Below are 19694 nucleotides of genomic sequence, written 5' to 3' on the forward strand. Positions count from 1 at the left end.
CAAATGGTCGGTCTGTCGTTCCTTCGAGCACGCGGTATGGCATCAGCATCGTCAAACGCCACGCCGCAAACCGTCAGGACCGAACTCATGAAAAACACAGGCAAAACAATCAGCGGAAACCGGACCGTCCAAGGTAAAGACGATCGCCTCAACCAAGGCCGCGAAAGCAGGGCACGAAAGCCCAAAGAGCAAGCTGATGATCCCGCCAACAACCATCCCGAAGAGGACCCGGCGGAGGGTTCGCGCCACACGGTTGAGCACGAACTGGACCGACAGGATCGATTGGGGCGGGGCGCATCTCAATCCACCGGCGAAGCGAAGCGTGCGCGTGACGAATTGCCGGAGCAGGTCAGGCAGCAGACCGAATTGCCGGGCCGAGGCTCGGCCTGACAAATTCCGAATTTCGCGACCTTGCCGAGGCGGCGACGCGCGCAGGGTAGCGCGCCGCTCTCACTACAGATGGCGACCCGATGCGGGATTTTTGAGTGATTATCTCGAAGTCAGGAACGATCCAAACCCTCACGCATTTAGCTACGTCTGCGTCACAGAATTCATCTCTGCCGGGAGCTGCACCGTTGTCCTCCAGGGGCTATGCTTTGGCCAACCAAGAAACCGAGCAAGTTTCGATCGTTGACCTGATACCCGCCTTGCGGGCCTTTGCGCGTACCTTCTGCCGCAGTCCGGACGATGCGGATGATCTTGTCCAGGAAACGTTGACCAAGGGTCTTGCCAACCTCGACAGATTCGAAGCGGGAACCCGGATGAAGTCGTGGCTCTTTACCATCATGCGCAACACCTTCTACACGCGCATAAAAGCTGCCGACAGGGAGAGCCCGGGGCTGCTCGACTGCGCCTCCCTGGTTCCCGTTTCGGAGGCTGCGCAGGAGTGGTCGATCCAGCGCAAGGAAGTTTATAGCGCCATCCAGCAACTACCGAGACAACAACGCGAGGTGTTGATGCTGATCGGAGTTCTCGGCGTGAGCTATGAAGAAACGGCCAAAATCTGCGGCTGTGCGGTGGGAACAGTTAAAAGCCGTCTCAACCGCGCACGCGCCGGCGTACTCGAGCGTCTTGGGGAAAATTCGCTGCAGACGCTGCTGGAAAGGCGCGGTCACGTGTCCGAAGGACGTTTGGGCTTCGGCACACGATAGGCGAGGCAGCTAATTCCTCTTTGCCGCCAGCCGACGCTTTTCGACGAGCGCGTTCTGCAATTGAACCGCCAGGTCTTTCAGCCGATTGGGGACCTTCTCCTGCTCTATCGCCGCCAGCAAGGAGGCTATTTCCCGGTCCAGCACCAGACTGACCTGCGGATCAATGTTATCGTCGCTCGAGCGAGACATCGTGTTCCCTACCAGGTTCTATCCTCGTCATGTTGCCAGCACAGAACCTAACTGTTCAATAACGCTGCAGGGCCGTCTACGCCAACAAAACGAACCCTGGTCATTATTTCCACAACTGCGGGCAGCGTCGAGCCGATCAACGCGCCGGGCCTCGTTTATGACCTGCTATTTTGCGCCGAGCGTCCGCCAGTTTGGACGTCGCGGCTCAGCCGGTATCACATCACCCGACACTTGTCGCAGCAGGCGGAAGCACCGATCGGGGCCAGATCCAAATCGGATCGATGCACTGCCGTCAAGTTGACCTCACGCTGCGCTCTTCATCGACGCCCGAACCCGCGCCGGGCCGTAATGTTCCAACCGGTACGAGCATGAAGGCAGTTCCATCCCACAGGCGGAATGGCCTCTCGCCATCGATCACAACCTGCATGCCGTATGCTTCGGCGAGGTGATGGATCTCGGAGCGATCCAGCGCTGGAGAGCCGCGATAGGAGTAGTTCAGAATTGCAGCCATGCCCGGTCGTTTCAGCACGCGCCCAATCTCCTTCAAGTATCGCTCCGCGAGTCCGGCCAGCACCAGATAGGGAAAGCTGTCGACGGCCAGCACGCAATCGAAGCTGGCGTCGCCGAAATCGGCGAGATCGAGGCCCGAGGTCAGCCGGAGTTCCACATTTGGCAGCGCGGCGCACCGCTCAAGCCCGATCGAAATCATGCTCGGCGATATATCGATCCCGACGACCCGCAGCGCGGCGGGGGAAAGCGCGATTTCAAAACGCCCGATGCCGCAGCCAATGTCCAGTATACGAAGTCCGGCGCCGGTGAAGCCTTGTCTTTGCAGCCACCCGGTGATCTCAGCGGTGGCAGCCGAGAGCTTTTCCTCATCGCCGAGGGACGACAACTGGACGCTTGCCGCCGATGAAATCCTCGCTGCCGCATCGAAGCTCGACGCAAGTCGCTGGACCACCGCTGCATCCGTTTCCGCTTCGTCGCGTCGATGGCGAACAGCAGCACCTATTTCGCGCAACAGCGCCAAGGTATCGGGCCTGTGACGGAGCAGGCTGGCGACCCGTTGTAGCTTGTCCTGGTTTTGAAGATCCGTCGAAGACATGTCCTGTGCGATCTGAGCCAGTTCGCCAGCGTCTATGCCTGCTTCGAAAAGAAGCGCGAGCCTGGCGATGATCGTTTCGGCGCCGGCGCCTTCCGACATCCAATGCTCGATCGCTTTTCTTGCGGCCGATGCCCGTGGCGAATGTCCGGCCCCGCTCACGGGATCGAGCCTCGAGTCCAGATCCTGTGCTTTGTCCATTGATCGACGGCGCCCCAACTGTACTTGTAAGCCTCGCGCCCGCGCAAAAAGTCGAACTCGCTAGCGCCTTCTCGAAGTGCCTCGGTTATGGCGTGGCCGATTAGGATCGCGCCGGGACTGACCTCGGCATAGTCTGGGTCGAAACCGCCAAGATAGGCATAGGCGCGCTGACGATGGTGAAAGCCGTAATAGGCACCTATGACCTGGTCGTCGATGGCTATGAGCCAGCATCGGACAAGACCATGCGCGGCGAGCGGGGGCAGTGCGTGCCTATGGAACTCTTCGACATTGGGGCCGTTCAGCACGCCGTCACCATAACCGGCCCAGCGGGCGCCGTGCAGGCGAACCAGATGATCGAGGAACAATCGGGGATCGTTCTGTGCCGGCCAGACCGAGACACGGCCGCACCCGCAAGCGGCTCTGTACGCGCGACGCAATTGTCGCCGTCGCCGTGAAGGAACGCAGCCTGCAAGCCGGTCGTCACCGGCAATCGAGAGTACGGGACAAGCCGCATGGTTGACGGCCTCACTGGCTTCCATCGCGGGATGGCTGATGGCGAGGCCGGCAGCGTCGGCCGGCAGGTCCGGTAGAATCCATTGCGACCATTCGATCTTGGCAACCACGTCGGCAATGGTGCCGGCAACAGCCATTTCGATGCCGGGCAGGCAGAGAATGTCCAGATAGTCGCTCAGGGAGATTCCGACCGGAAGCAGCCTCGAACCAGAAATTGCCCGTTCCCGATAAAGCGGCGCCAGTCCTGCCAAATCCTCGTCACGCCAGACCGCGATCGTCGCCAGTTCGCCAGGTGCAAATGCTTCCCACCATGCAAGGAGCCAGGCAGGGCACTGAAAAGGCGTCGCCGTTCGGCTGGATGCCCAGAGCCGCCACCAGTGGGGCTCCAGAGCGGCAAGGGCGGTGGGATCATCGATCACCTCGCCGCGCAGCATGTCCGCTCACCCTGTCGCGACTGCAGGGCTGCTGTGGCCGGTGCCGAGCCGAGCAAGGGCATGATAGGTGTCGATGTACGACGAGACCATGCGATCGAGCGAAAAGCGGTGCCGTGCCGCGGCGCGGCATGTCTCGGGGTCGAGGTCGGATGACGCGATGATGGCCTTCGCCATGTCGTCGACATTGTCGACGAGAAAGCCGGTGCTGCCGTGTTCGACCACATCCGGCAGCGCTCCGTTTGGAAAGGCAATCACCGGTGTGCCGCAGGCGAGCGCCTCCATCGCCACAAGCGAGCTGGTTTCGGGCGCTAGGCTCGGAATAACGAGGCAACGAGCCGCGTTGAGGAACCGGCGTTTCGCCGCAAAACCGAGCGGACCTAGGAAGCGGCGCTGCCTGTCGAGCCGCGGCCGAACCTCGTCGTCGAAGTAGCGCGTGTGGGTCTCGTAGGGATAGACCTTGCCCGCGACAGCAAGCGGGAGACCAGCCTGCTTGGCCGCGTCGAGAGCCAGATGGATGCCCTTTTCCGGACAGATGCGGCTGAGCACCAGCGCGAAGGCGCGCCTGGATCGCGTTTCGTACAATTGATCGATATCGACGCCATTTGGAATTGGCGCAACGAGCATGGCGCCTGGCGGCGCCGTCTTCTGTTGGGAGGCCGACACGGCATGCAGCCATAGATCATCGCGCGCCGGGCGCAGGGCGTCCGCGGGATACCAATCGAGCGGCAGGTGCAACGATACGAGCGTCGGACCATCGTCAGGCAGATAGGCGTCGAAATCAATGCCGTGAAGGTGGACGACATCGATCGGCCAACGGGCCCGCGCCGCCGCAATCGCGGTGCGATGAGCCTGTCGTGCCCGGATTTTCGCCGCATCGTCGAGCACGCCTGGCTCGGCAGGCGTTTCAACGAGAATGCCTGCTGCCTTGGAGCCCTGGCAGCCGACCACGATGGACGTGTGACCCGCGCGTACCAGCGCCTGGTCGAGCATCGACAGCACTTGTTCGGCTCCGCCGACCGCGTCCGGCCCGGTCGCGGCGAGGGGGTAGGCGACATTCAGGATCGTGAGTGTCATGTCCGGTCGAACCAAAGCTTCCTGGAAACAGCGATCCGACGCCAGAACGCCGGACCAGAGCCTCCGCCTGACCAGGCCGGAAAATCATGGGACGCCATCGCGGCGGAACATGTGCTCAATGACATGATCATATAGCCGTAGCTCCGAATGCCCTGGCTTGCGAAGCGATCACTCCGGGGGCGTAGCGGCGGATCATCGCCGCGCAAAATTCCGCGAACTCCTCCGGCACGAGGGGCGGGCTCGTATGATGCGGCATCATTCCGCGGTGCTCGGGCGTGAAGCAAAAGGTTACGGTCACGTCGAAATCGGCAAGCGCCTCCATCTGCCTGTCGAACCAGTCCAGGGCGTTCGGCCTGAAACTGTCGGCCCAGGAAAGCCCGGTACGCAGCTGCGTGACCCCCAACCGCTTCATCCAGGCGACCGCGTCATCCAGCCTCGGGTCCTCGAAGTGGAACCATTGCGCCAGTCCCATTTCGGGAGTGTGACGAATGAATTCGTCGAGCGCGGGCTTGGGTGTTCCGTCCTGCCGCAGAAGACCCATGTAGAAGTGGCGATAATAGGAGGAGCCTTCCGCTTCGCGATGGCGCGTCGTTGCTCCCCATTCACGCGGCAGATCATAGAGGCTGTACCATTGTATGCGTGGCGAATTGCCGAGCAGCAGTTCAGCGGTCCGGCGCAAACCCCAGACCTGTATTTCCTCTGCGCCGAAGCTCGAAACGCCGACCTCGCTGACCCACACGGGAAGATCGGTGACGGTCGAAATCTCGCCAAGCCTCTGGGGCCATTCCTGGATCTGCCAGAGGTTCCAGTCGAGAGGAAAACCATGGACGGCGACCGCATCGACATGGTCGAGCACGCCGAACTGCTTCATCAGCTTCATGAAATCGGCATCGATCGGCGAGATGCCGCCGAGGACCCTGGTCACCGCCGGGTTGGCCACGGCGACTGCCTGGGCGGCCAGTATAGTCATGTCGGCGAAGCGGCGCCATTCGGGGTCCAGCTCAGGGTCCCAGTGGGACTTGTTGTTCGGCTCATTCCAGATCATCGCGGCTTCAATCATGAAGGTCTCCTTTCGACGGGTAGACGGCGCCGCCGCCGGCGGGTTCGCTTGTGGCGCGGCAGAAATAGACCTCCTGCTCGGGATGCAGCACGATCTCGAAGCCGGCGCTGCGCAGCATCGCTTCGGTGCAGGCACGATTGGGAATCCACCAGTTGGTTGGATCGTCGGCGTAGCGATGCTCGATGAAATGCAGTTTCGGAAATTCCGGTCGATCGAACATATCGTGCGTCCAGAAGGGGTAATTCTGCTCCAGGAGGGGCAGGTCGGAGCTGCCACGCTGCATCGATTGAAAGACCATCAGATCGCCGGCGACGTGCTCGCGGACCAGATCGAGGGCAAGCAGGGGGTGCCGAAGGTGATAAAGCACGCCCATGAACAGCACGATGTCGAAGGTCTCGCGCAGGATGCCGACGTCGTAGACCGAGAGCAGCTGGAATTCGATGTCGCAATCGGCGATCTCTGCGGCAAAGCGCGCCTGCGCCAGATAGGCCTCGTCGAAATCGATGCCGAGCACGCGGCTGGCGCCTCGCCGTTTCATCTCGATCGAATAGAAGCCCGCATTGCAGCCTATGTCGAGCACGGCCTTGCCGGAGAGGTCGGCAGGAATGGCGTCGGCGAACTTGCGCCATTTCACCAATGGGTAGTTGCCGAGGAAATGATCAGGCGCGGTTTCGATGCCTGCCAGGTCCATGTTGTGGAACCATGGGCCGAGGGCATCGATGCGACGGCGGATTTCAGCGCTGGACTGGAGCATGGCTAGCCTCCTTCGCCTGGATGAAGCGGCATTTTCGCGTGAGCAGACAGCGAGAGGGACAGATCCTCAGCTATGTTCAACGTCGCCGTACTGTTCTCCAGCAGCCGAAGCGCCGCGCGGTAGCCGTTGAAGGTGCCGACGTCGACATAGGCTGTGCCGGCCTTGACGCCGAAGGCTTCGCCCCCGGCTGCCAGATAGGCGTTGACAAGCGTGCCGATATATTCGTCGGAACGGTCTCTTTCGCGCCACAACGCCGCAAGCTGGTGAAACACGTGGCCCGGCATCTTGAATGCGCCCCAGATCCAGTTTGTGGCGGCGTCCTGCTGCTTGACCTGGATTGCCTGCACCCGGCCGTCCTGCTCCAGGATGACGGCATCGAAGAGTTCAGGACGGTCTACCGGGAACAGCAGGAACGAAAGCTTGTCATTTGGCAGGCGGCTGAAGCCTTCTTCTGGAAACCAGATCGTATCGGGCAAGCCGATCAGGACTGTCTCGTCCGGTGCGACGAGGGGCGCGGCGCGGAAGATTGCGTCGCAAAGGCCAACGGGGGAGGGCTGCACTACGAAGACAGCGACTGCATCGCCATACCCGGCCGCGTAGTACTCGAGAATATCCGATTTTTCCGATCCGATGATAAAACAGATCTTGTCGGTACCGGCACGCACCATGCGGCGCACCAGATATTCGCTCACCGCACAGGGGCGCTCGGCCGCGCCGTCGATACGACTGCCGACCGGCAAGAGCTCCTTTGAGAAGCCGAGCGGTTGAATGCGGCTGCCGCGCCCGGCGGCAGGCACGATGCCCAACATCAGACTGCTTCCTTCAACGGCTGCTGCGGCGTTGAGCCGTGCCGCGCATCCGACAGGATGCGATCGAGATCCCTGGCGCGTACCGCGGAGGTATGTTCATCGAGAACCCGTTCGCGGGCGCGGCGCCGGATTTCGTCGATATCGCTGTCCGGCAAGTGGAGCGCGGCGACCAAATCATCGGTGGTGTCGGCGACGATGATCTCGCTGCCGGGCTTAAAGAAGCTGCTGAGACCTGGCCAGGCGTCGGTGACGATGGCTGCGCCGCAAGCGGCAGCCTCGAACAGCCTGCCCGAGGGACACCAGCCCCTTCTGGCCATTGCCTCGCGTGTTACGTTCAGCGTCAGGCGGGAGGAGCAGAAGAAGGCCGGATGGTCCGCGGGCGGCAGGTGCCTGACGAAGAAGATGTTTTCGCTCCACGGAAACTCCAGTGGATATTGTGCGCCGCCGATGACGAAGCGGCGCTCGGGCAGGCGCAAGGCCGGGCGGACGAGCAGCCTTTCCATACCGGCCTGACGGTCCGCCGCGTAGGTTCCGAGGTAGGACAGATCTCCGGCAAATTCGGCCCTGGCCTCCGCCGGCCGGTGCCGCTCGGGATCGACATGGCCATAGAGCGGCATGACGAGGCGCGCGCCCAGAGTTGTCTTGAGCGCGTCGATTGCGGTTCCGCCGGTATAGCTCAGGACAAGGTCAAAATCTCTAAGGCCCTCGGGTCCGAAATAAGGCGGAAGTTCACCTTGTTCGATGCGGGCAAGCGTAACGGGCGTATCCAGGTCATAGAATACCTTCAAGCCGCGACATGCGCTTTGGGCCAGAAGTGAAGCGTCGACTGCGTCGGGGCAGTAGGAGGTGACGATCACGACGTCTGCCTGCTCGATCGCGTGTTCGGCGATCTGGCGGATGACCTCCCAGTCGGGATAGACAACGATATCGCCGCCGTCGAGATGGTGGAGATCGCGCGTTCGGGCGTAGTAGGGCGTGTCGTGTTCGAAAAATGTGACCGACCATCCCATCCCGCCAAGGGCACGGATCAGCCCGCGCCACAGCGTGGCATGCCCGTTTCCCCATGAGGACGTGACGGTGAGACCAAAAATGACCATCCGCATCTGGCTGTCCTCATCAGGCCGCTTCGTTCAAGCGGATCAGCTTAGAGCCCCAGTCGCCGGAGACGATTGTCGTGATCGAAGCGGGATCGATGTCGAAGCGAAAACAGTCTCCCGGTGACAGGCCAAGCACGCCGCAGACGGCGCCCTTGATCACATCGGCGTGGCTTACCAGTGCGATGGCCTTGTTCTGGTGGCGTTTGCGAAGGCGCTCGATCAGCGAACCAATACGGCGCTGGACGTCCAGCATGGTTTCGCCGCTAGGCGTCATCGCCTCCTGTCGGTGGTCGTTCCATCGTCGCCAGGCGGCGTCGCGGCTCAATTCCTCGAAGGTCCTGCCCGACCAGACGCCGAAGTCGATTTCGTCGAGTTCCTCACAGACAATGCAGGTCCCGGTGCCGCAAAGGACAGCAACCGGATCCGCAGTCTCCTGCGTGCGCTCGCGCGGGCTGCAAAAGACGGCTGCAATAGGCTCGCTTGCCATGCGGCGGGCCAGGCGCAGGGCTTGGGCCTTGCCCGTCGCGCCAAGGCGAATTCCCGCCATGCGTCCGGCAAGATAGTCGCCGACATGGTCATGCGCCGCGTGGCGGATCAGGAAGAACGTGGTCGTCATTCCGCGGCATCGAGCATCGGCTCGTCCCTGCCGGCGATGAAGGAAAGCGTGCGCAGCCGAGCCTCGGCGTCTGTGAACTGCTCGGGTGGCGACTTCATGAAGTAGCTGCAGGGTCCGGTCAGGGCGCCGGCTATGCCTCGGTCGAGTGCCAGCTTGGCGCAGCGCACCGCATCGATCACGACTCCGGCCGAATTTGGCGAGTCCCACACTTCCAGCTTCAGCTCGGCATTGAGCGGCACGCCGCCGAAAGTCGTGCCCTCGACGCGGATATAGGCCCACTTGCGATCGGTAAGCCAAGGCACATGATCGCTTGGACCGACATGGATATTGCCCGCTTCGAGCGGTACATCGATCTGGCTCGTCACGGATTGCGTCTTGGAGATCTTTTTCGATTCCAGTCGTTCTCGTTCCAGCATGTTGAGGAAGTCGGTGTTGCCACCGAAATTGAGCTGATAGGTGCGGTCGATGCGGACGCCGCGTTCGCGGAACAAATTGGCAAGCAAACGGTGGACAATCGTCGCGCCGACCTGGCTTTTGATGTCGTCGCCGACCAGCGGCAGACCGCGCTGTTCGAAGCGGAGGCGCCATTCCGGCCGTGAGGCAATGAAAACAGGAATGCAGTTGACGAAGGCACAGCCGGCTTCAAGCGCGCATTCGGCGTAGAAGCGTGTTCCTTCCTCGGATCCGACCGGCAGGTATGAGATCAGCACGTCGGCGCCGCTTTGCCGAAGCTGTGCGCCGACGTCGGCGACCGGCTCTTGCGCCTCCTCGATCTGATCGCGCAAATATTTGCCGATGCCGTCAAGCGTCGGGCCGCGCTCGACGCGAACGCCTGTTTTTGCCACGTCGGCAAAGCGGAATGTGTTGTTGGGTGCGCTGTAGATGGCTTCCGCGACATCGCGGCCCACCTTGCCCTTGGCGATGTCGAAAGCGCAGACCACCTCGATGTCATCGACGTGATAGCCGCCGAGATCAGCATGCATGAGGCCCGGGATCGGCTCGTTGCCTCTGGCGTCTCGATAGTATGTGAGACCCTGGACTAGGGAAGACGCGCAATTGCCCACCCCGGCTATAGCAATCCGAACCTTTTTTGATTCCACGAAACTGCCGCCATGTGCTGTTGAGGTAAGTTCCATGGCCGAACTGTCTGCGCGCCCGAATGTTCCTTGCGATACGGAATAATTACAAAGCTTACGCCAGCCGCCCCAAAATCGGTCGCTTTGAGCGGACCAACAGCAGCCAGTCTCAATCGAGGTTTCGCAGCATGTCGGCTTCCTGCTCGAGAATGGCAGCCACTTCCTCACGTTCGAGGTGCGTCATCATCAGGCTAACGCAACATTCGAGATAAGTAATCGAGGCTCTTCGCAGAAAGGCGGCCGTCTCCTGGGCGGCCACCTGCTCTAAGTCTTTGGCGGATCGTTTTGGCTGCACAGCAAGGCTCTCCATGCCAGGTCCTATGGCTCAACCCCAAGTCCGGCAGGATGTTCCGTGTTCGTGAAAAAAGTGAACCATGAAATCCGCCAGGCCCACGCCTGCACGCCGAGGAGCTTGCAGGCGATAAGACGGGCTCAGGCCGGCAGATCCTGCAGCTTGCCCAGAGAGGGAGGGATGGTTTTGGCGATCGGCGTCATCGGGCCATCCATCCGGCTTGTCTCAAGCTCGGCGAAATAGGCAATCGTTTGCACCAAGCCATGCCGAAGCGGTACCTTGGGCGACCAGCCGAGAAGTGCTTTTGCGCGGGATATGTCGGGCTGCCGCCGGCGAGGATCATCCTGCGGTAAAGGCAGGAACTTCAGAGCGGGCCTGATGCGGGCCATTTCGCTGACCAGTTTCGCCAGCTCAAGGATGGTATATTCTCCCGGATTGCCAAGATTGACTGGCTGGCGTGGATTGGGCTCGGCATCCATGAGCCTAAGCAGGCCATCCACCAAATCGGTGACGAAGCAGAAGGATCGGGTCTGCTTGCCGTCGCCGAATATCGTCAGCGGTCGCCTTTCAAGAGCTTGCACGATAAGGTTCGAGACGATGCGGCCATCGGCCGGATCCATTCGCGGACCATAGGTGTTGAAAATCCGCGCAACGCGCGTGTCGGCCTTGCCCGCCCTCAGATAATCGAAGCAGAGGGTTTCCGCCGTTCGCTTGCCCTCATCGTAACAGGCGCGCGGGCCTGTGCAGTTCACATGGCCGAGATAGTCTTCCCTTTGCGGATGCTGCTCTGGATCGCCATAGACCTCACTGGTCGAAGCTTGCAGGAAACGAGCGTTATTTCGAGCGGCGAGATCAAGCAGGTTCAGTGTCCCGATCACGCAGGTCCGGGTGGTATGGATCGGGTCTGCCTGGTAGCGCGGCGGCGATGCGGCGCAGGCCAGGTTGAAGATGCGCTCGACTGGTTCCCCCAGTTTCAAAGATCGGCAAATATCCTGCTTCACCAACCGGAAGCGCGGATGATTCATGATCGGTCGGATGTTTTCCATGCGGCCCGTCAGGAAATTATCGACGCAGATCACACGGTAGCCGCACTCGATCAACTTCTCGCTAAGATGCGAACCAACAAAACCCGCGCCGCCGGCGACGAGCACCGTCGGCGTCCGCCGCGCCTTTGTTTTTGACTGCCGCGTCACGATTTTCTCCTGTCTGCCAATCATGCTGCACTCCCGATGTCCAGGACCGGAGGTTCCTGCCTCGACCGGGTCAACAGCGAAACCAATTCGCGAGCTCTTGCCGCGCCAGTATGTGACGCCAGTACAAGGGCTTGCGCCTTCATGGCCATGCTGAGCCTGGCACGCTCCGATCGGCCGCACAGGATCTCGATCACGTCTTGAGATCGAGCGGCGGTGTGGATCGTCGATTTGGGGAAGAAGCTCTCCAGCCCCCGCCAGCGATCGCTGATGATCGGCGTGCCACAAGCGGCTGCCTCGAAAAGCCTTACGCTCGGCGACCATCCAGCCGTGATCATCGACTGGCGGGTCAGGTTCAGCGTGTAGCGTTGGCGGCTGTAGAACTCAGCATGATCGGTAGGCGCCAAATGCTCGATGCGTTCGACATTGTCCGGCCAGGCCGTATCCGGCGGATATTGCGAACCGGCGACGACAAAGCGTTTGTCCGGCATCTGGCGCGCCGGTTCGAGCAGCAGCGCCTCCAATGCCATCTGCCGGTCCGAGCTGTAAGTCCCAAGATAGCCGAGATCCCAGTCGACTGCGTTTCCGGTTCGATGATGCCGTGCCGGATCGACGGAGCAATGGAGCGGCTCGGCCCGCCGCGCACCAAAGTCCGTGACGAGACGGGCAAGCGTCGGCCCGCCAGTGAAAGAGAAATAGATATCGAAATACGGTACCTGCCGCTTGCTCAGATAGTCGCAGTCATCCTCGACGAGCTTGGCAAGCGTCACCGGCGTATCAATGTCATAAAAGCAGAATTGCCCGACGCAAAGTGCAGCTAGAATGTCGATAACCGCCTTTCCCTCCGGAACGAAGGAGCCAACGACCACGACGTCGGCCCGCTGCAGCTCGCGGGCATAGTTGCGATGAAGCTCGGCCGTTGTTTCATAGTAGCGCAAGGTGCAGAAATCGGGATCGCGAAGATCGCGATGGTTTGCGTACCAGGGTGTCTCGCGCTCCAGGAAAGTGACGCGATGACCGAGTTCGTGAAGGCCTTTTAGCAGCCCTCGAAACGTCGTGGCGTGGCCGTTTCCCCACGATGAAGACAGCGACAGGCCGAGAAAGACGATGTCGAGCCGTTTCCTCATTCCGCTGCCTCCACGGTGGGATGTTCGAAATGCCGTTTGAACACCGCGTCGGCCACGGCAGCCCTCAGCGCATAGGTGTGTTCAGCCAAGACGCGGCGAAGCGCGGCTGCGCCGATCGCCTTTGCCCGTTCGACCGTCAGGGTGGCCATGATTTCGGCGACATCATCGCCATCGCGCGCCATCAGGATTTCCTCGCCGGGAGTCAGGAACAATTCGACTCCGAGCCAGGCATCCGAGATCAGGCAGGCGCCCGCGCCCGCGGCCTCGAAAACGCGCGTGGCTGGCGAGAAGCCGTTCGCTGCCATGCTGTCACGGCTGATGTTCAACACAGCCTTTGGTGTGACATTGAAAGCGTTGTGATCCCGCGTTCCGACATGGCCGAGCCATGAGACATTGGCCGGAAGCGGTTTGTCGCCCCAGCCCGACCCGCCGAGCAGGAAGCGCTGCCCGGCGAGCTTGGCGGCTGGATCTAGGAAAAACGCCTCGACCCGCGTTTCTCGGTCCGGCAGACGGTTGCCGAGGAACGCGAGATCGCAGACGAAACGGTTGTCTCTGGCGACGGGATGATGCGTCTCCGGATCGAGTCCATTGTAGATCGGCACGCACTCGGTCGCACCCATCGTGCGGTAGGCCCAGACGACCGGATCGCCGCCGCCATAGGTGAGGACCAGATCAATTTGCCGCAGCGCGTGGTGAAGCGGGTGATCCGGCTCGGCACGCAATTGACCGAGGGTCGCCGGGGCGTCGACATCCCAGAATACGGTAAGGGCATCGGCGCGGGCGTTGTCGAGCACGGCGCGCAGCAGCGCATCATCCTCGAAGCCTACGCCGCTCGCCTTGACGACGATGTCGGCTTCGGCTGCGCGCGCCGCAACCTGCACAAGCGCATTGGCGGTCGCTTCGTAAACGACGACGTTGCACCAGTCCGGTGCATCCATGTCGCGGTTTTTCTGTCTGTCATATGCGTCCGGTTCATAAAAGGTAATTTGGTAACCCAGTCGCGACAGTGCCTTGAGCAGTCCGCGATAATAGGTCGCCGCGCCGTTCCAATAGGACGACAGCAGACTCGATCCGTAAAATGCCATCTTCATGCAAGGGCCTCCTCAGCGACGACTGGATTGTTGGCTTGATGACGCCCGCATTCGGCGAGCACGTCGAACAATTCGCGCACCCGGTGGCGGCAAGTGTGTCGCGCGCGGATGGTTTCGAGGCCGGACCTTGTCAGCGAGGCGGCCAGCTCCGCGTCGTTCAGTACGTCGCGAAGGTGACGGCGCATCTCTGATCCGTCGTGGGCGAAAAGAAAGTCTGTGCCTGGTCTGAAGAGTTCTTCCACGTCGCTCCACGGGGCCGAAATGAGCGGGATGCCGCAGGCGAGTGCCTCGAACATGCGGATCGTTGGTATTCCCGGCAGGCTCTCCCGATAGGGCCGCCGGGGAATGTGGACGGTGAGGCGATGTTCCGCGAAAGCCTTCGGCACGTCCGCGTTGGCGATCCAGCCCTCGTAGCGGAGCCCCGCGGCGGCAAGATCGGCGAGCGCTTCTCGCGGATAACGGACGCCTTGAACGGTGCCGGACAAGCCAAGTTCGCGCACCGGGTTGACGAGGAACTCCTGAATTTCGGCGCTGCGCTCATCGTCGCCCCAGTTGCCGATCCAGATGATGTCGGATCTCGAGTCGACTTCGGGGTGCGGCTGGAACAGTCGCTCATCCGCTGCCTCATGCCAGGTGAACGCACGCTTGCCCCAGCCGGTGCGGAGGTAGGTCTTGCGCAGCGCCTCACCGAAGGCGAGCACGCCGTCATAGTGCTCCAACCGTAGCGCCGAGATCGACTGCGTGGCGGAAACCGCACGATGGTGCGTGTCGTGGAACAAAAGCGTGAAATTGCCCCTTCTCGCCCGCACCTTCCCGATCTCCGCGACAAGTCGAGGGTCCGTCCACTCGTGGACGATGACCACGTCGGCATCCGACAGCCAGCTTTCGTGATCGAAGGCATCCCCATATGTAACCGGCACCAGCTCGGGAAAGTCCTTTCGGAAGCGTTCGACCGCGAACGGACCTTTCTCCGCCAGCAGATTAGAGCGGCTCCAGCCGTCCGCCGGTTCCAGCGCAAACGCCTTGTGTCCGCAGGCAATGAGCTCGCGCATGACGCCCCGCAGGAAATGGGCGTTGCCATGATTCCAGTCGGAGACGACGGAGTGAGTGTAGAACAGGAAGCGCATCGTCAATGTTCCGCCACGGATAGAGCCGAGCGGCCGTAGATGTCGCGCATGGCGGCGGCTTGTTTTGCAAGCGAGAACCTGCGGGCACGGCGTGCAGCGGCCTGGCCGAGCCGTTTCCTATGTTGATCGTCGCAACACAGACCGTCGACACATTTGGCGAGGTCATGCGGATCGCTGGCATTGTAGAACAGTGCCGCCCCGTCCCATAATTCGCGATAGGTAGGAATATCCGCCAGCACGAGCGGTGTTGCCGATGTTGCAGCCTCCAGAGCGGCAAGCCCGAAAGGTTCGTAAACCGACGGCGACACGAAGACGGCGGCTCGCGCCATCAGCAAACGGACTTCCTGATGTCCGATCGAACCCAGGGCTGCAACGTTGCTGAAATGGGCTACTNGGAGTTCAGACGTGTGCTCTTCCGATCTTGATGTCCGATCGAACCCAGGGCTGCAACGTTGCTGAAATGGGCTACTTGCCCATCGGGACCGTGAACGGACCCGGCAGCAAAAACGGGCCAGCGGATCAGCGATGCCGCGTGGTCGAGGGTGACTGAATTCTTGCCTTCATCCCACCAGCGCGCGGCGGCGAAGACAACGGCTTCCCGCCTCGCGGCCACCGGGCCGGGCCGGGTGCCGTTGTTGACGACGCTGAGGCCGGGAATTGGTCCGTAGCAGGCTTCAAGCATGGCGGCATGGCTTCGGCTGGGCGCAATCACCGCGTTCGCGCGATCAAAACCGGTTCTGTTGCGGTCCCTCTGCCAGGTCCATTCGCCGCCGGCATCCTGTGCCTTCACCGCACGCAGCCATGTCACCACACATGAATGCGACACCGCCACGACCGGGCAGGGGAGATCGAGCCCTACTGCCTGTGCCGGCGCGTTGAGGTGGGCGAGATCGATGGCGTAGTCACGAACGAGGGCGCACAGCTCCTGTGGCAGCCCGTCCAGGTCGGCCTCGTTGCGGGTCATCCAATCTGGCGGAGTCTCGAGCCATACCAGCTCCGCGACGGTGTCGGCTTCCTCGACCTGCTCGGCGGATGGCTTGGGGCCAAGCCCGGCAAGAACGACACTATCGCCGCCGGTGATCAGTTCACGCGTCAGGTCGAGCGCATAACGCCAGACGCCGCCGACGGCGTCGACCGTCATCAGGATGCGTCGCTGGCGCGGGATCAGTGACTGCAACATGCGGCCTCCAATTCGGTTAGCGCACGAGGATGCTTTTCCTGGATGTCGCTAAAGGTGCCGAACGAGGCGAGATAATGCTCGTGCGCGCGCTCCCAGGCTAAGTCGTCGGGGTCACCCCAGAGCTCGCGATAGCTCGGTGAACTGGGATAGGGATAGAGCGGCACCGGTTCGTTTGCCCAGACGCCGCGGTCGATGAGATGCTTTCGCCAATATTCGACCAGAGCCGGATCATCTTCGACTGATCCGATGAGATTGGCTTGAACGAAGGGGACATGACGCCGCGCGTCGACAAGCAATGCGGCCAATTCCTCGGTTCCCAGCCGGCAGCGCTTCGCCAGCATGGCGCGTCCTTCCATCGTCAGGCTTTCGAGCCCTGCCTCGATCGAGACACAACCAGCGGCGCCAAGCAGCTCCAGGAGCTCGGGTTTCCAAAGATCGATGCGGGTCTGGACACCGAATTTGACATCGCGATCCACAAGCGCTTCCAGCAGCGCCTTCTGCGGGAGGAAAATCTCATCGATGAAGTAGATATAGCCAACACCCTGAGCGATCAGCCGATCAATTTCCGCCGTCACTGCATCGTGGTTCCTGCGCCGATACGCATCGCGGAAATCGATCTTGGCGCAGAAGCTGCAATTGTAGGGGCAACCGCGCGAAGCCTCGACTTCGGCACCTAAACCAAACTGCTTCTCATCGAAGCGATGATGGTGATGAGTATGGCCGGCGAGCCAGTCGGACGGCCATTCGAGCGGGGCATGGTGGACAAAGGGGCTGGCGTGGACGAGGCCATCGCCGGCAAGTTCACCATTTTGCAGATATGCGGTGTACGCAACCGCGCTCCAGTCGTCGCGTCGGCCAAGTTCCGCGACGACCTCCTCGCATTCGCCGCGCACGACGATATCGGCCCCAAGCTTGCGCAGCGTTGGTGCCGGTGTCGCCGAGCCATGCGGGCCGACCGCGACGGTGCGGCCGCCACGTCCGGCGAGACGGTTGAGGAAATCGGCCGGCACGCGCAACTCAGGTGGGGCGCAACGCCAGAACAGATAAGTCGGCGCGGTGCTGATCACGGTCATGGCCGGCCCGAAGTCAGCGACACGCGCGGCAAGCTGGCTGTTGTCCTGCTGCTGGATTTGGCCGTCCAGCATCAGCACGTCGTGGCCATCGGCCTCAAGCATCGCTTTCGAATAGCCCAGTTCGAGCGGCAAGTGCGGCTGACGGCAGCCGAAGTAGATGCTCTCCTCATAGGTCCAGAACGGATTGACAAGGGCTACTCTCATGCCACGCACCTCGCTGGCTCAGGCTGCGGTTCGAGGCGATTGCGCCGCAGCCAATCGGCGAGATGGCGGACCCCTTCGCGCCAGGAGACCGCCGCTTTCCAGCCGAGCGTCATTTCGATCCGACGTGTGTCGGCAACGAAGAACGGCTGGTCGCCGGTGCGTTCGCGCTCANTCCAGCCGAGCGTCATTTCGATCCGACGTGTGTCGGCAACGAAGAACGGCTGGTCGCCGGTGCGTTCGCGCTCATAGCGGATCGAGACGTCGCGGCCGGTGATGCCGCTGATCTCCTCCAGCAGCATGCGCAGGCTGATCGCGTTTTTTGGTCCGCCACCGAGATTGAATGCCTGTCCGCTGGCCTCCTCGATCCGGGCAAGTGCCGCGCGATAGGCCGCAACGGCATCGGAAACATGAAGGATGTCGCGCACCTGGTTGCCGTTGCCGTAGATCGTGATGGGGCGGCCGGACAAGGCGCTGAGCAGAAAATGCGCCACCCAGCCCTGATCCTCAGTGCCGAACTGATGCGGCCCATAGATGCAACTCATCCGCAGCACAACGGTCGGCAGCCCGTAGGATTTGGCATAATCGAGCACATATTGATCGGCCGCGCCTTTGGAGCAGCCATAGGGTGTGCAGAAATCCAGGCCGCGGTTCTCGCCGATGCCGTTGGCACGGATAGCGGGATCACTAGGCACCCAACGGTTATCCTCCTCCAACACCGCGATGTCGGGGAGCCCGCCATAAACCTTGTTGGTGCTGGCGAAGATCACCGGGATGCATCGGTCGCTTCGACGGGCGGCTTCGAGAACGTTGAATGTTCCCCGAAGATTTATGTCGAAGTCTTCGCTCGGCTGCACGAGGCTCGTGGTCACGGCCGTCTGCGCGGCAAGATGGAATACAGCCGCCGAATTCGCCACAAGCGGCAGCAAGGCGTCCGCGTCCCGGACGTCGACGGTTTCCACGGCGATGCGATTGCCATGCTTCTGCTTCAGCCATGCCAGGTTCTGTTCGACACCGGGGCGACTGAAATTGTCGATGATCAGAACCGGGGTCGCGTCGGACAGCAGGCTGTCGGCGAGGTTCGAGCCGATGAAGCCGCTGCCGCCGACAATCGCGACGTGGGCTTCGCGAGGGTTGCGCAAGTCGGACGTCATGATACCAGCCCCCGCTCTTCCAGTTCGCGTCTCATGTCGGCGCCGCGGTCGATTGCGACCGTGCCGCGCACCCATGCGACAAACTCATCCAGGGAATTCTCCAGCTGCAGCCGTGGTTCAAAGCCGAGCAGATCGCGTGCTTTCGAGATGTCAGCAAAGCAGTTTCGAATGTCGCCCGAGCGTGCCTTGCCAAGGATTTCCGGCGAGCGCTCCGGCACATCCATCGCATCGGCCAGCAGCCGGGCGACCTCGCTGACGGCATAGGCGCGCCCGCTGCCGACATTGATGACATGGCCGCGCGCCTGGCGTTGTTCCAGCGCGAGCCGAAAGGCGCGGGCGACATCGCGCACATGCACGAAGTCGCGCTTCTGCTCGCCATCTTCGAATATCATCGGCCGTTGGCCATTGGCCAGCCGCGAGGCAAAATTGGCGAGTACCCCGGTGTAGGGATTTGACAGCGCCTGCCCGGCGCCGAAGACATTGAACAGCCGCAACGCCACCGCATCGATGTCATAGGCTTCGCCGAAGATCAGCACCGCGCGTTCCTGCGCGTATTTGGTCAGGGCGTAGATCGAGGCGAGGTCGACCGGCTTTTCCTCGTCCGTCGGCAGCGGCGACAGGACGTCGCCCTCCGCCGACAAGGGATTCCATTGCCCGTTCCTGACGCTTTCCGGCCGCCGCCGCGCATTGCCGACGCGCCGGCCGTCCGGCGACGCATAGAGACCCTCGCCGTAGACGCTCATGGACGAAGCGACAACGATCCGTTGGACCGGGTGTCTGATCAGTGCTTCGAGCAGGACAGCGGTGCCGAGATCGTTGGTGCCGACATAGCGGGCGATCTCATACATCGACTGACCGACACCAACTTCAGCTGCTAGATGAATGACGGCATCGACGCCCTGCAGCGCACCGGCGAGCGCATCACGGTCGCGCACGTCGCCCCTGATCAGCTCGGCTCCGGCCGGAATGCTTACCGTTTCCCCGCCATGCACCTGGTCCAGCAGCGCGTCGAAAATACAAACTGCGTAATCGTGCTCAATGAGTTCTTGGGCGACATGTCGGCCGATAAAGCCACAGCCGCCGGTGACCAATATGCGTCTCACGACAACTCCTCACGCAAACC

21 protein-coding genes are annotated in these 19694 nt (G+C 61.7%); 2 read left to right on the plus strand and 19 right to left on the minus strand.

Features of this window, described 5'->3' with window-relative positions; all coding sequences use genetic code 11:
* Window positions 1–87: 87 nt before the first annotated feature.
* Together X744_RS0136245 and X744_RS161195 are read left to right on the plus strand one after the other, a co-directional pair.
* A complete protein-coding gene (locus tag X744_RS0136245; protein ID WP_023758290.1) occupies window positions 88–390 on the plus strand; it encodes a hypothetical protein in 303 nt (100 codons plus the stop codon).
* Between the two features lie 206 nt (window positions 391–596).
* Window positions 597–1151 (plus strand): sigma-70 family RNA polymerase sigma factor, encoded by a 555-nt coding sequence (locus tag X744_RS161195; RefSeq protein ID WP_023758291.1) that lies wholly within the window; start codon window positions 597–599, stop codon window positions 1149–1151.
* 9 nt (window positions 1152–1160) lie between these two features.
* Here the strand turns inward: X744_RS161195 and X744_RS161190 are convergent, their stop codons facing one another.
* The 19 genes from X744_RS161190 to X744_RS161110 form a co-directional block, all read right to left on the minus strand.
* Window positions 1161–1340, minus strand: a complete 180-nt coding sequence (locus X744_RS161190; RefSeq protein WP_023758292.1) for a hypothetical protein — start codon at window positions 1338–1340, stop codon at window positions 1161–1163.
* Between the two features lie 292 nt (window positions 1341–1632).
* Window positions 1633–2544, minus strand: coding sequence for a class I SAM-dependent methyltransferase (locus tag X744_RS0136250; protein WP_245266504.1), 912 nt, complete (start codon window positions 2542–2544; stop codon window positions 1633–1635).
* A gap of 56 nt (window positions 2545–2600) precedes the next feature.
* A complete protein-coding gene (locus X744_RS161185) occupies window positions 2601–3590 on the minus strand; it encodes a GNAT family N-acetyltransferase (RefSeq protein WP_031259829.1) in 990 nt (329 codons plus the stop codon).
* A 6-nt stretch (window positions 3591–3596) separates the two neighbouring features.
* Window positions 3597–4664 (minus strand): glycosyltransferase, encoded by a 1068-nt coding sequence (locus X744_RS161180; protein ID WP_023758295.1) that lies wholly within the window; start codon window positions 4662–4664, stop codon window positions 3597–3599.
* Between the two features lie 127 nt (window positions 4665–4791).
* Window positions 4792–5724, minus strand: coding sequence for a glycosyl hydrolase (locus tag X744_RS161175; RefSeq protein WP_023758296.1), 933 nt, complete (start codon window positions 5722–5724; stop codon window positions 4792–4794).
* Window positions 5717–6478: a TIGR04290 family methyltransferase gene (locus X744_RS161170; RefSeq protein ID WP_023758297.1), complete on the minus strand. Its 762-nt coding sequence runs from the start codon at window positions 6476–6478 to the stop codon at window positions 5717–5719. Before X744_RS161170 ends, X744_RS161175 begins: the two co-directional genes overlap by 8 nt.
* Window positions 6479–6480: 2 nt before the next feature.
* A complete protein-coding gene (locus X744_RS161165; RefSeq protein WP_023758298.1) occupies window positions 6481–7287 on the minus strand; it encodes a nucleotidyltransferase family protein in 807 nt (268 codons plus the stop codon).
* A complete protein-coding gene (locus X744_RS161160) occupies window positions 7287–8390 on the minus strand; it encodes a glycosyltransferase (protein ID WP_023758299.1) in 1104 nt (367 codons plus the stop codon). The genes X744_RS161165 and X744_RS161160 overlap by 1 nt, the downstream gene beginning before the upstream one ends.
* Before the next feature lie 13 nt (window positions 8391–8403).
* The gene (locus X744_RS161155) at window positions 8404–9000 is read right to left on the minus strand and encodes a histidine phosphatase family protein (protein WP_023758300.1); all 597 of its coding nucleotides are present in this window, start codon (window positions 8998–9000) and stop codon (window positions 8404–8406) included.
* A complete protein-coding gene (locus tag X744_RS161150; protein ID WP_023758301.1) occupies window positions 8997–10100 on the minus strand; it encodes a myo-inositol-1-phosphate synthase in 1104 nt (367 codons plus the stop codon). Before X744_RS161150 ends, X744_RS161155 begins: the two co-directional genes overlap by 4 nt.
* Before the next feature lie 145 nt (window positions 10101–10245).
* Window positions 10246–10446: a hypothetical protein gene (locus X744_RS161145; protein WP_031259830.1), complete on the minus strand. Its 201-nt coding sequence runs from the start codon at window positions 10444–10446 to the stop codon at window positions 10246–10248.
* A 122-nt stretch (window positions 10447–10568) separates the two neighbouring features.
* Window positions 10569–11645: a UDP-glucuronic acid decarboxylase family protein gene (locus X744_RS161140; protein WP_031259831.1), complete on the minus strand. Its 1077-nt coding sequence runs from the start codon at window positions 11643–11645 to the stop codon at window positions 10569–10571.
* A complete protein-coding gene (locus X744_RS161135; protein ID WP_023758304.1) occupies window positions 11642–12745 on the minus strand; it encodes a glycosyltransferase in 1104 nt (367 codons plus the stop codon). The genes X744_RS161140 and X744_RS161135 overlap by 4 nt, the downstream gene beginning before the upstream one ends.
* Window positions 12742–13836, minus strand: coding sequence for a glycosyltransferase (locus X744_RS161130; RefSeq protein ID WP_023758305.1), 1095 nt, complete (start codon window positions 13834–13836; stop codon window positions 12742–12744). Before X744_RS161130 ends, X744_RS161135 begins: the two co-directional genes overlap by 4 nt.
* Window positions 13833–14963, minus strand: a complete 1131-nt coding sequence (locus tag X744_RS161125; protein ID WP_023758306.1) for a glycosyltransferase — start codon at window positions 14961–14963, stop codon at window positions 13833–13835. Before X744_RS161125 ends, X744_RS161130 begins: the two co-directional genes overlap by 4 nt.
* A 2-nt stretch (window positions 14964–14965) precedes the next feature.
* Entirely contained in the window at window positions 14966–15292 is a 327-nt protein-coding gene (locus tag X744_RS1000000174995) for a glycosyltransferase (protein ID WP_245266505.1), read from the minus strand.
* Window positions 15293–16127: 835 nt separating this feature from the next.
* Window positions 16128–17420: a TIGR04295 family B12-binding domain-containing radical SAM protein gene (locus X744_RS161120; protein ID WP_023758307.1), complete on the minus strand. Its 1293-nt coding sequence runs from the start codon at window positions 17418–17420 to the stop codon at window positions 16128–16130.
* Window positions 17417–18571 carry an NAD-dependent epimerase/dehydratase family protein gene (locus tag X744_RS161115; RefSeq protein WP_023758308.1) on the minus strand — a complete coding sequence of 385 codons (1155 nt, stop codon included), beginning with the start codon at window positions 18569–18571 and terminating at the stop codon, window positions 17417–17419. The genes X744_RS161120 and X744_RS161115 overlap by 4 nt, the downstream gene beginning before the upstream one ends.
* Entirely contained in the window at window positions 18568–19674 is a 1107-nt protein-coding gene (locus X744_RS161110) for an NAD-dependent epimerase/dehydratase family protein (RefSeq protein ID WP_023758309.1), read from the minus strand. Before X744_RS161110 ends, X744_RS161115 begins: the two co-directional genes overlap by 4 nt.
* Window positions 19675–19694 lie beyond the last annotated feature (20 nt).

Source organism: Mesorhizobium sp. LNHC252B00 (genome assembly GCF_000502955.1).
In the GTDB taxonomy this organism is placed as follows: domain Bacteria; phylum Pseudomonadota; class Alphaproteobacteria; order Rhizobiales; family Rhizobiaceae; genus Mesorhizobium.

Bases quoted from the DNA above. Each gene is read 5' to 3' on its own strand.
- X744_RS161190 (WP_023758292.1), bottom strand. From the start codon at position 1,340: ATGTCTCGCTCGAGCGACGATAACATTGATCCGCAGGTCAGTCTGGTG.
- X744_RS161175 (WP_023758296.1), bottom strand. From the start codon at position 5,724: ATGATTGAAGCCGCGATGATCTGGAATGAGCCGAACAACAAGTCCCAC.
- X744_RS161180 (WP_023758295.1), bottom strand. From the start codon at position 4,664: ATGACACTCACGATCCTGAATGTCGCCTACCCCCTCGCCGCGACCGGG.
- X744_RS161120 (WP_023758307.1), bottom strand. From the start codon at position 17,420: ATGAGAGTAGCCCTTGTCAATCCGTTCTGGACCTATGAGGAGAGCATC.
- X744_RS161140 (WP_031259831.1), bottom strand. From the start codon at position 11,645: ATGATTGGCAGACAGGAGAAAATCGTGACGCGGCAGTCAAAAACAAAG.
- X744_RS161170 (WP_023758297.1), bottom strand. From the start codon at position 6,478: ATGCTCCAGTCCAGCGCTGAAATCCGCCGTCGCATCGATGCCCTCGGC.
- X744_RS161165 (WP_023758298.1), bottom strand. From the start codon at position 7,287: ATGTTGGGCATCGTGCCTGCCGCCGGGCGCGGCAGCCGCATTCAACCG.
- X744_RS161160 (WP_023758299.1), bottom strand. From the start codon at position 8,390: ATGCGGATGGTCATTTTTGGTCTCACCGTCACGTCCTCATGGGGAAAC.
- X744_RS161185 (WP_031259829.1), bottom strand. From the start codon at position 3,590: ATGCTGCGCGGCGAGGTGATCGATGATCCCACCGCCCTTGCCGCTCTG.
- X744_RS0136245 (WP_023758290.1), top strand. From the start codon at position 88: ATGAAAAACACAGGCAAAACAATCAGCGGAAACCGGACCGTCCAAGGT.
- X744_RS0136250 (WP_245266504.1), bottom strand. From the start codon at position 2,544: ATGTCGGAAGGCGCCGGCGCCGAAACGATCATCGCCAGGCTCGCGCTT.
- X744_RS161125 (WP_023758306.1), bottom strand. From the start codon at position 14,963: ATGCGCTTCCTGTTCTACACTCACTCCGTCGTCTCCGACTGGAATCAT.
- X744_RS161145 (WP_031259830.1), bottom strand. From the start codon at position 10,446: ATGGAGAGCCTTGCTGTGCAGCCAAAACGATCCGCCAAAGACTTAGAG.
- X744_RS161135 (WP_023758304.1), bottom strand. From the start codon at position 12,745: ATGAGGAAACGGCTCGACATCGTCTTTCTCGGCCTGTCGCTGTCTTCA.
- X744_RS161130 (WP_023758305.1), bottom strand. From the start codon at position 13,836: ATGAAGATGGCATTTTACGGATCGAGTCTGCTGTCGTCCTATTGGAAC.
- X744_RS1000000174995 (WP_245266505.1), bottom strand. From the start codon at position 15,292: ATGGCGCGAGCCGCCGTCTTCGTGTCGCCGTCGGTTTACGAACCTTTC.
- X744_RS161155 (WP_023758300.1), bottom strand. From the start codon at position 9,000: ATGACGACCACGTTCTTCCTGATCCGCCACGCGGCGCATGACCATGTC.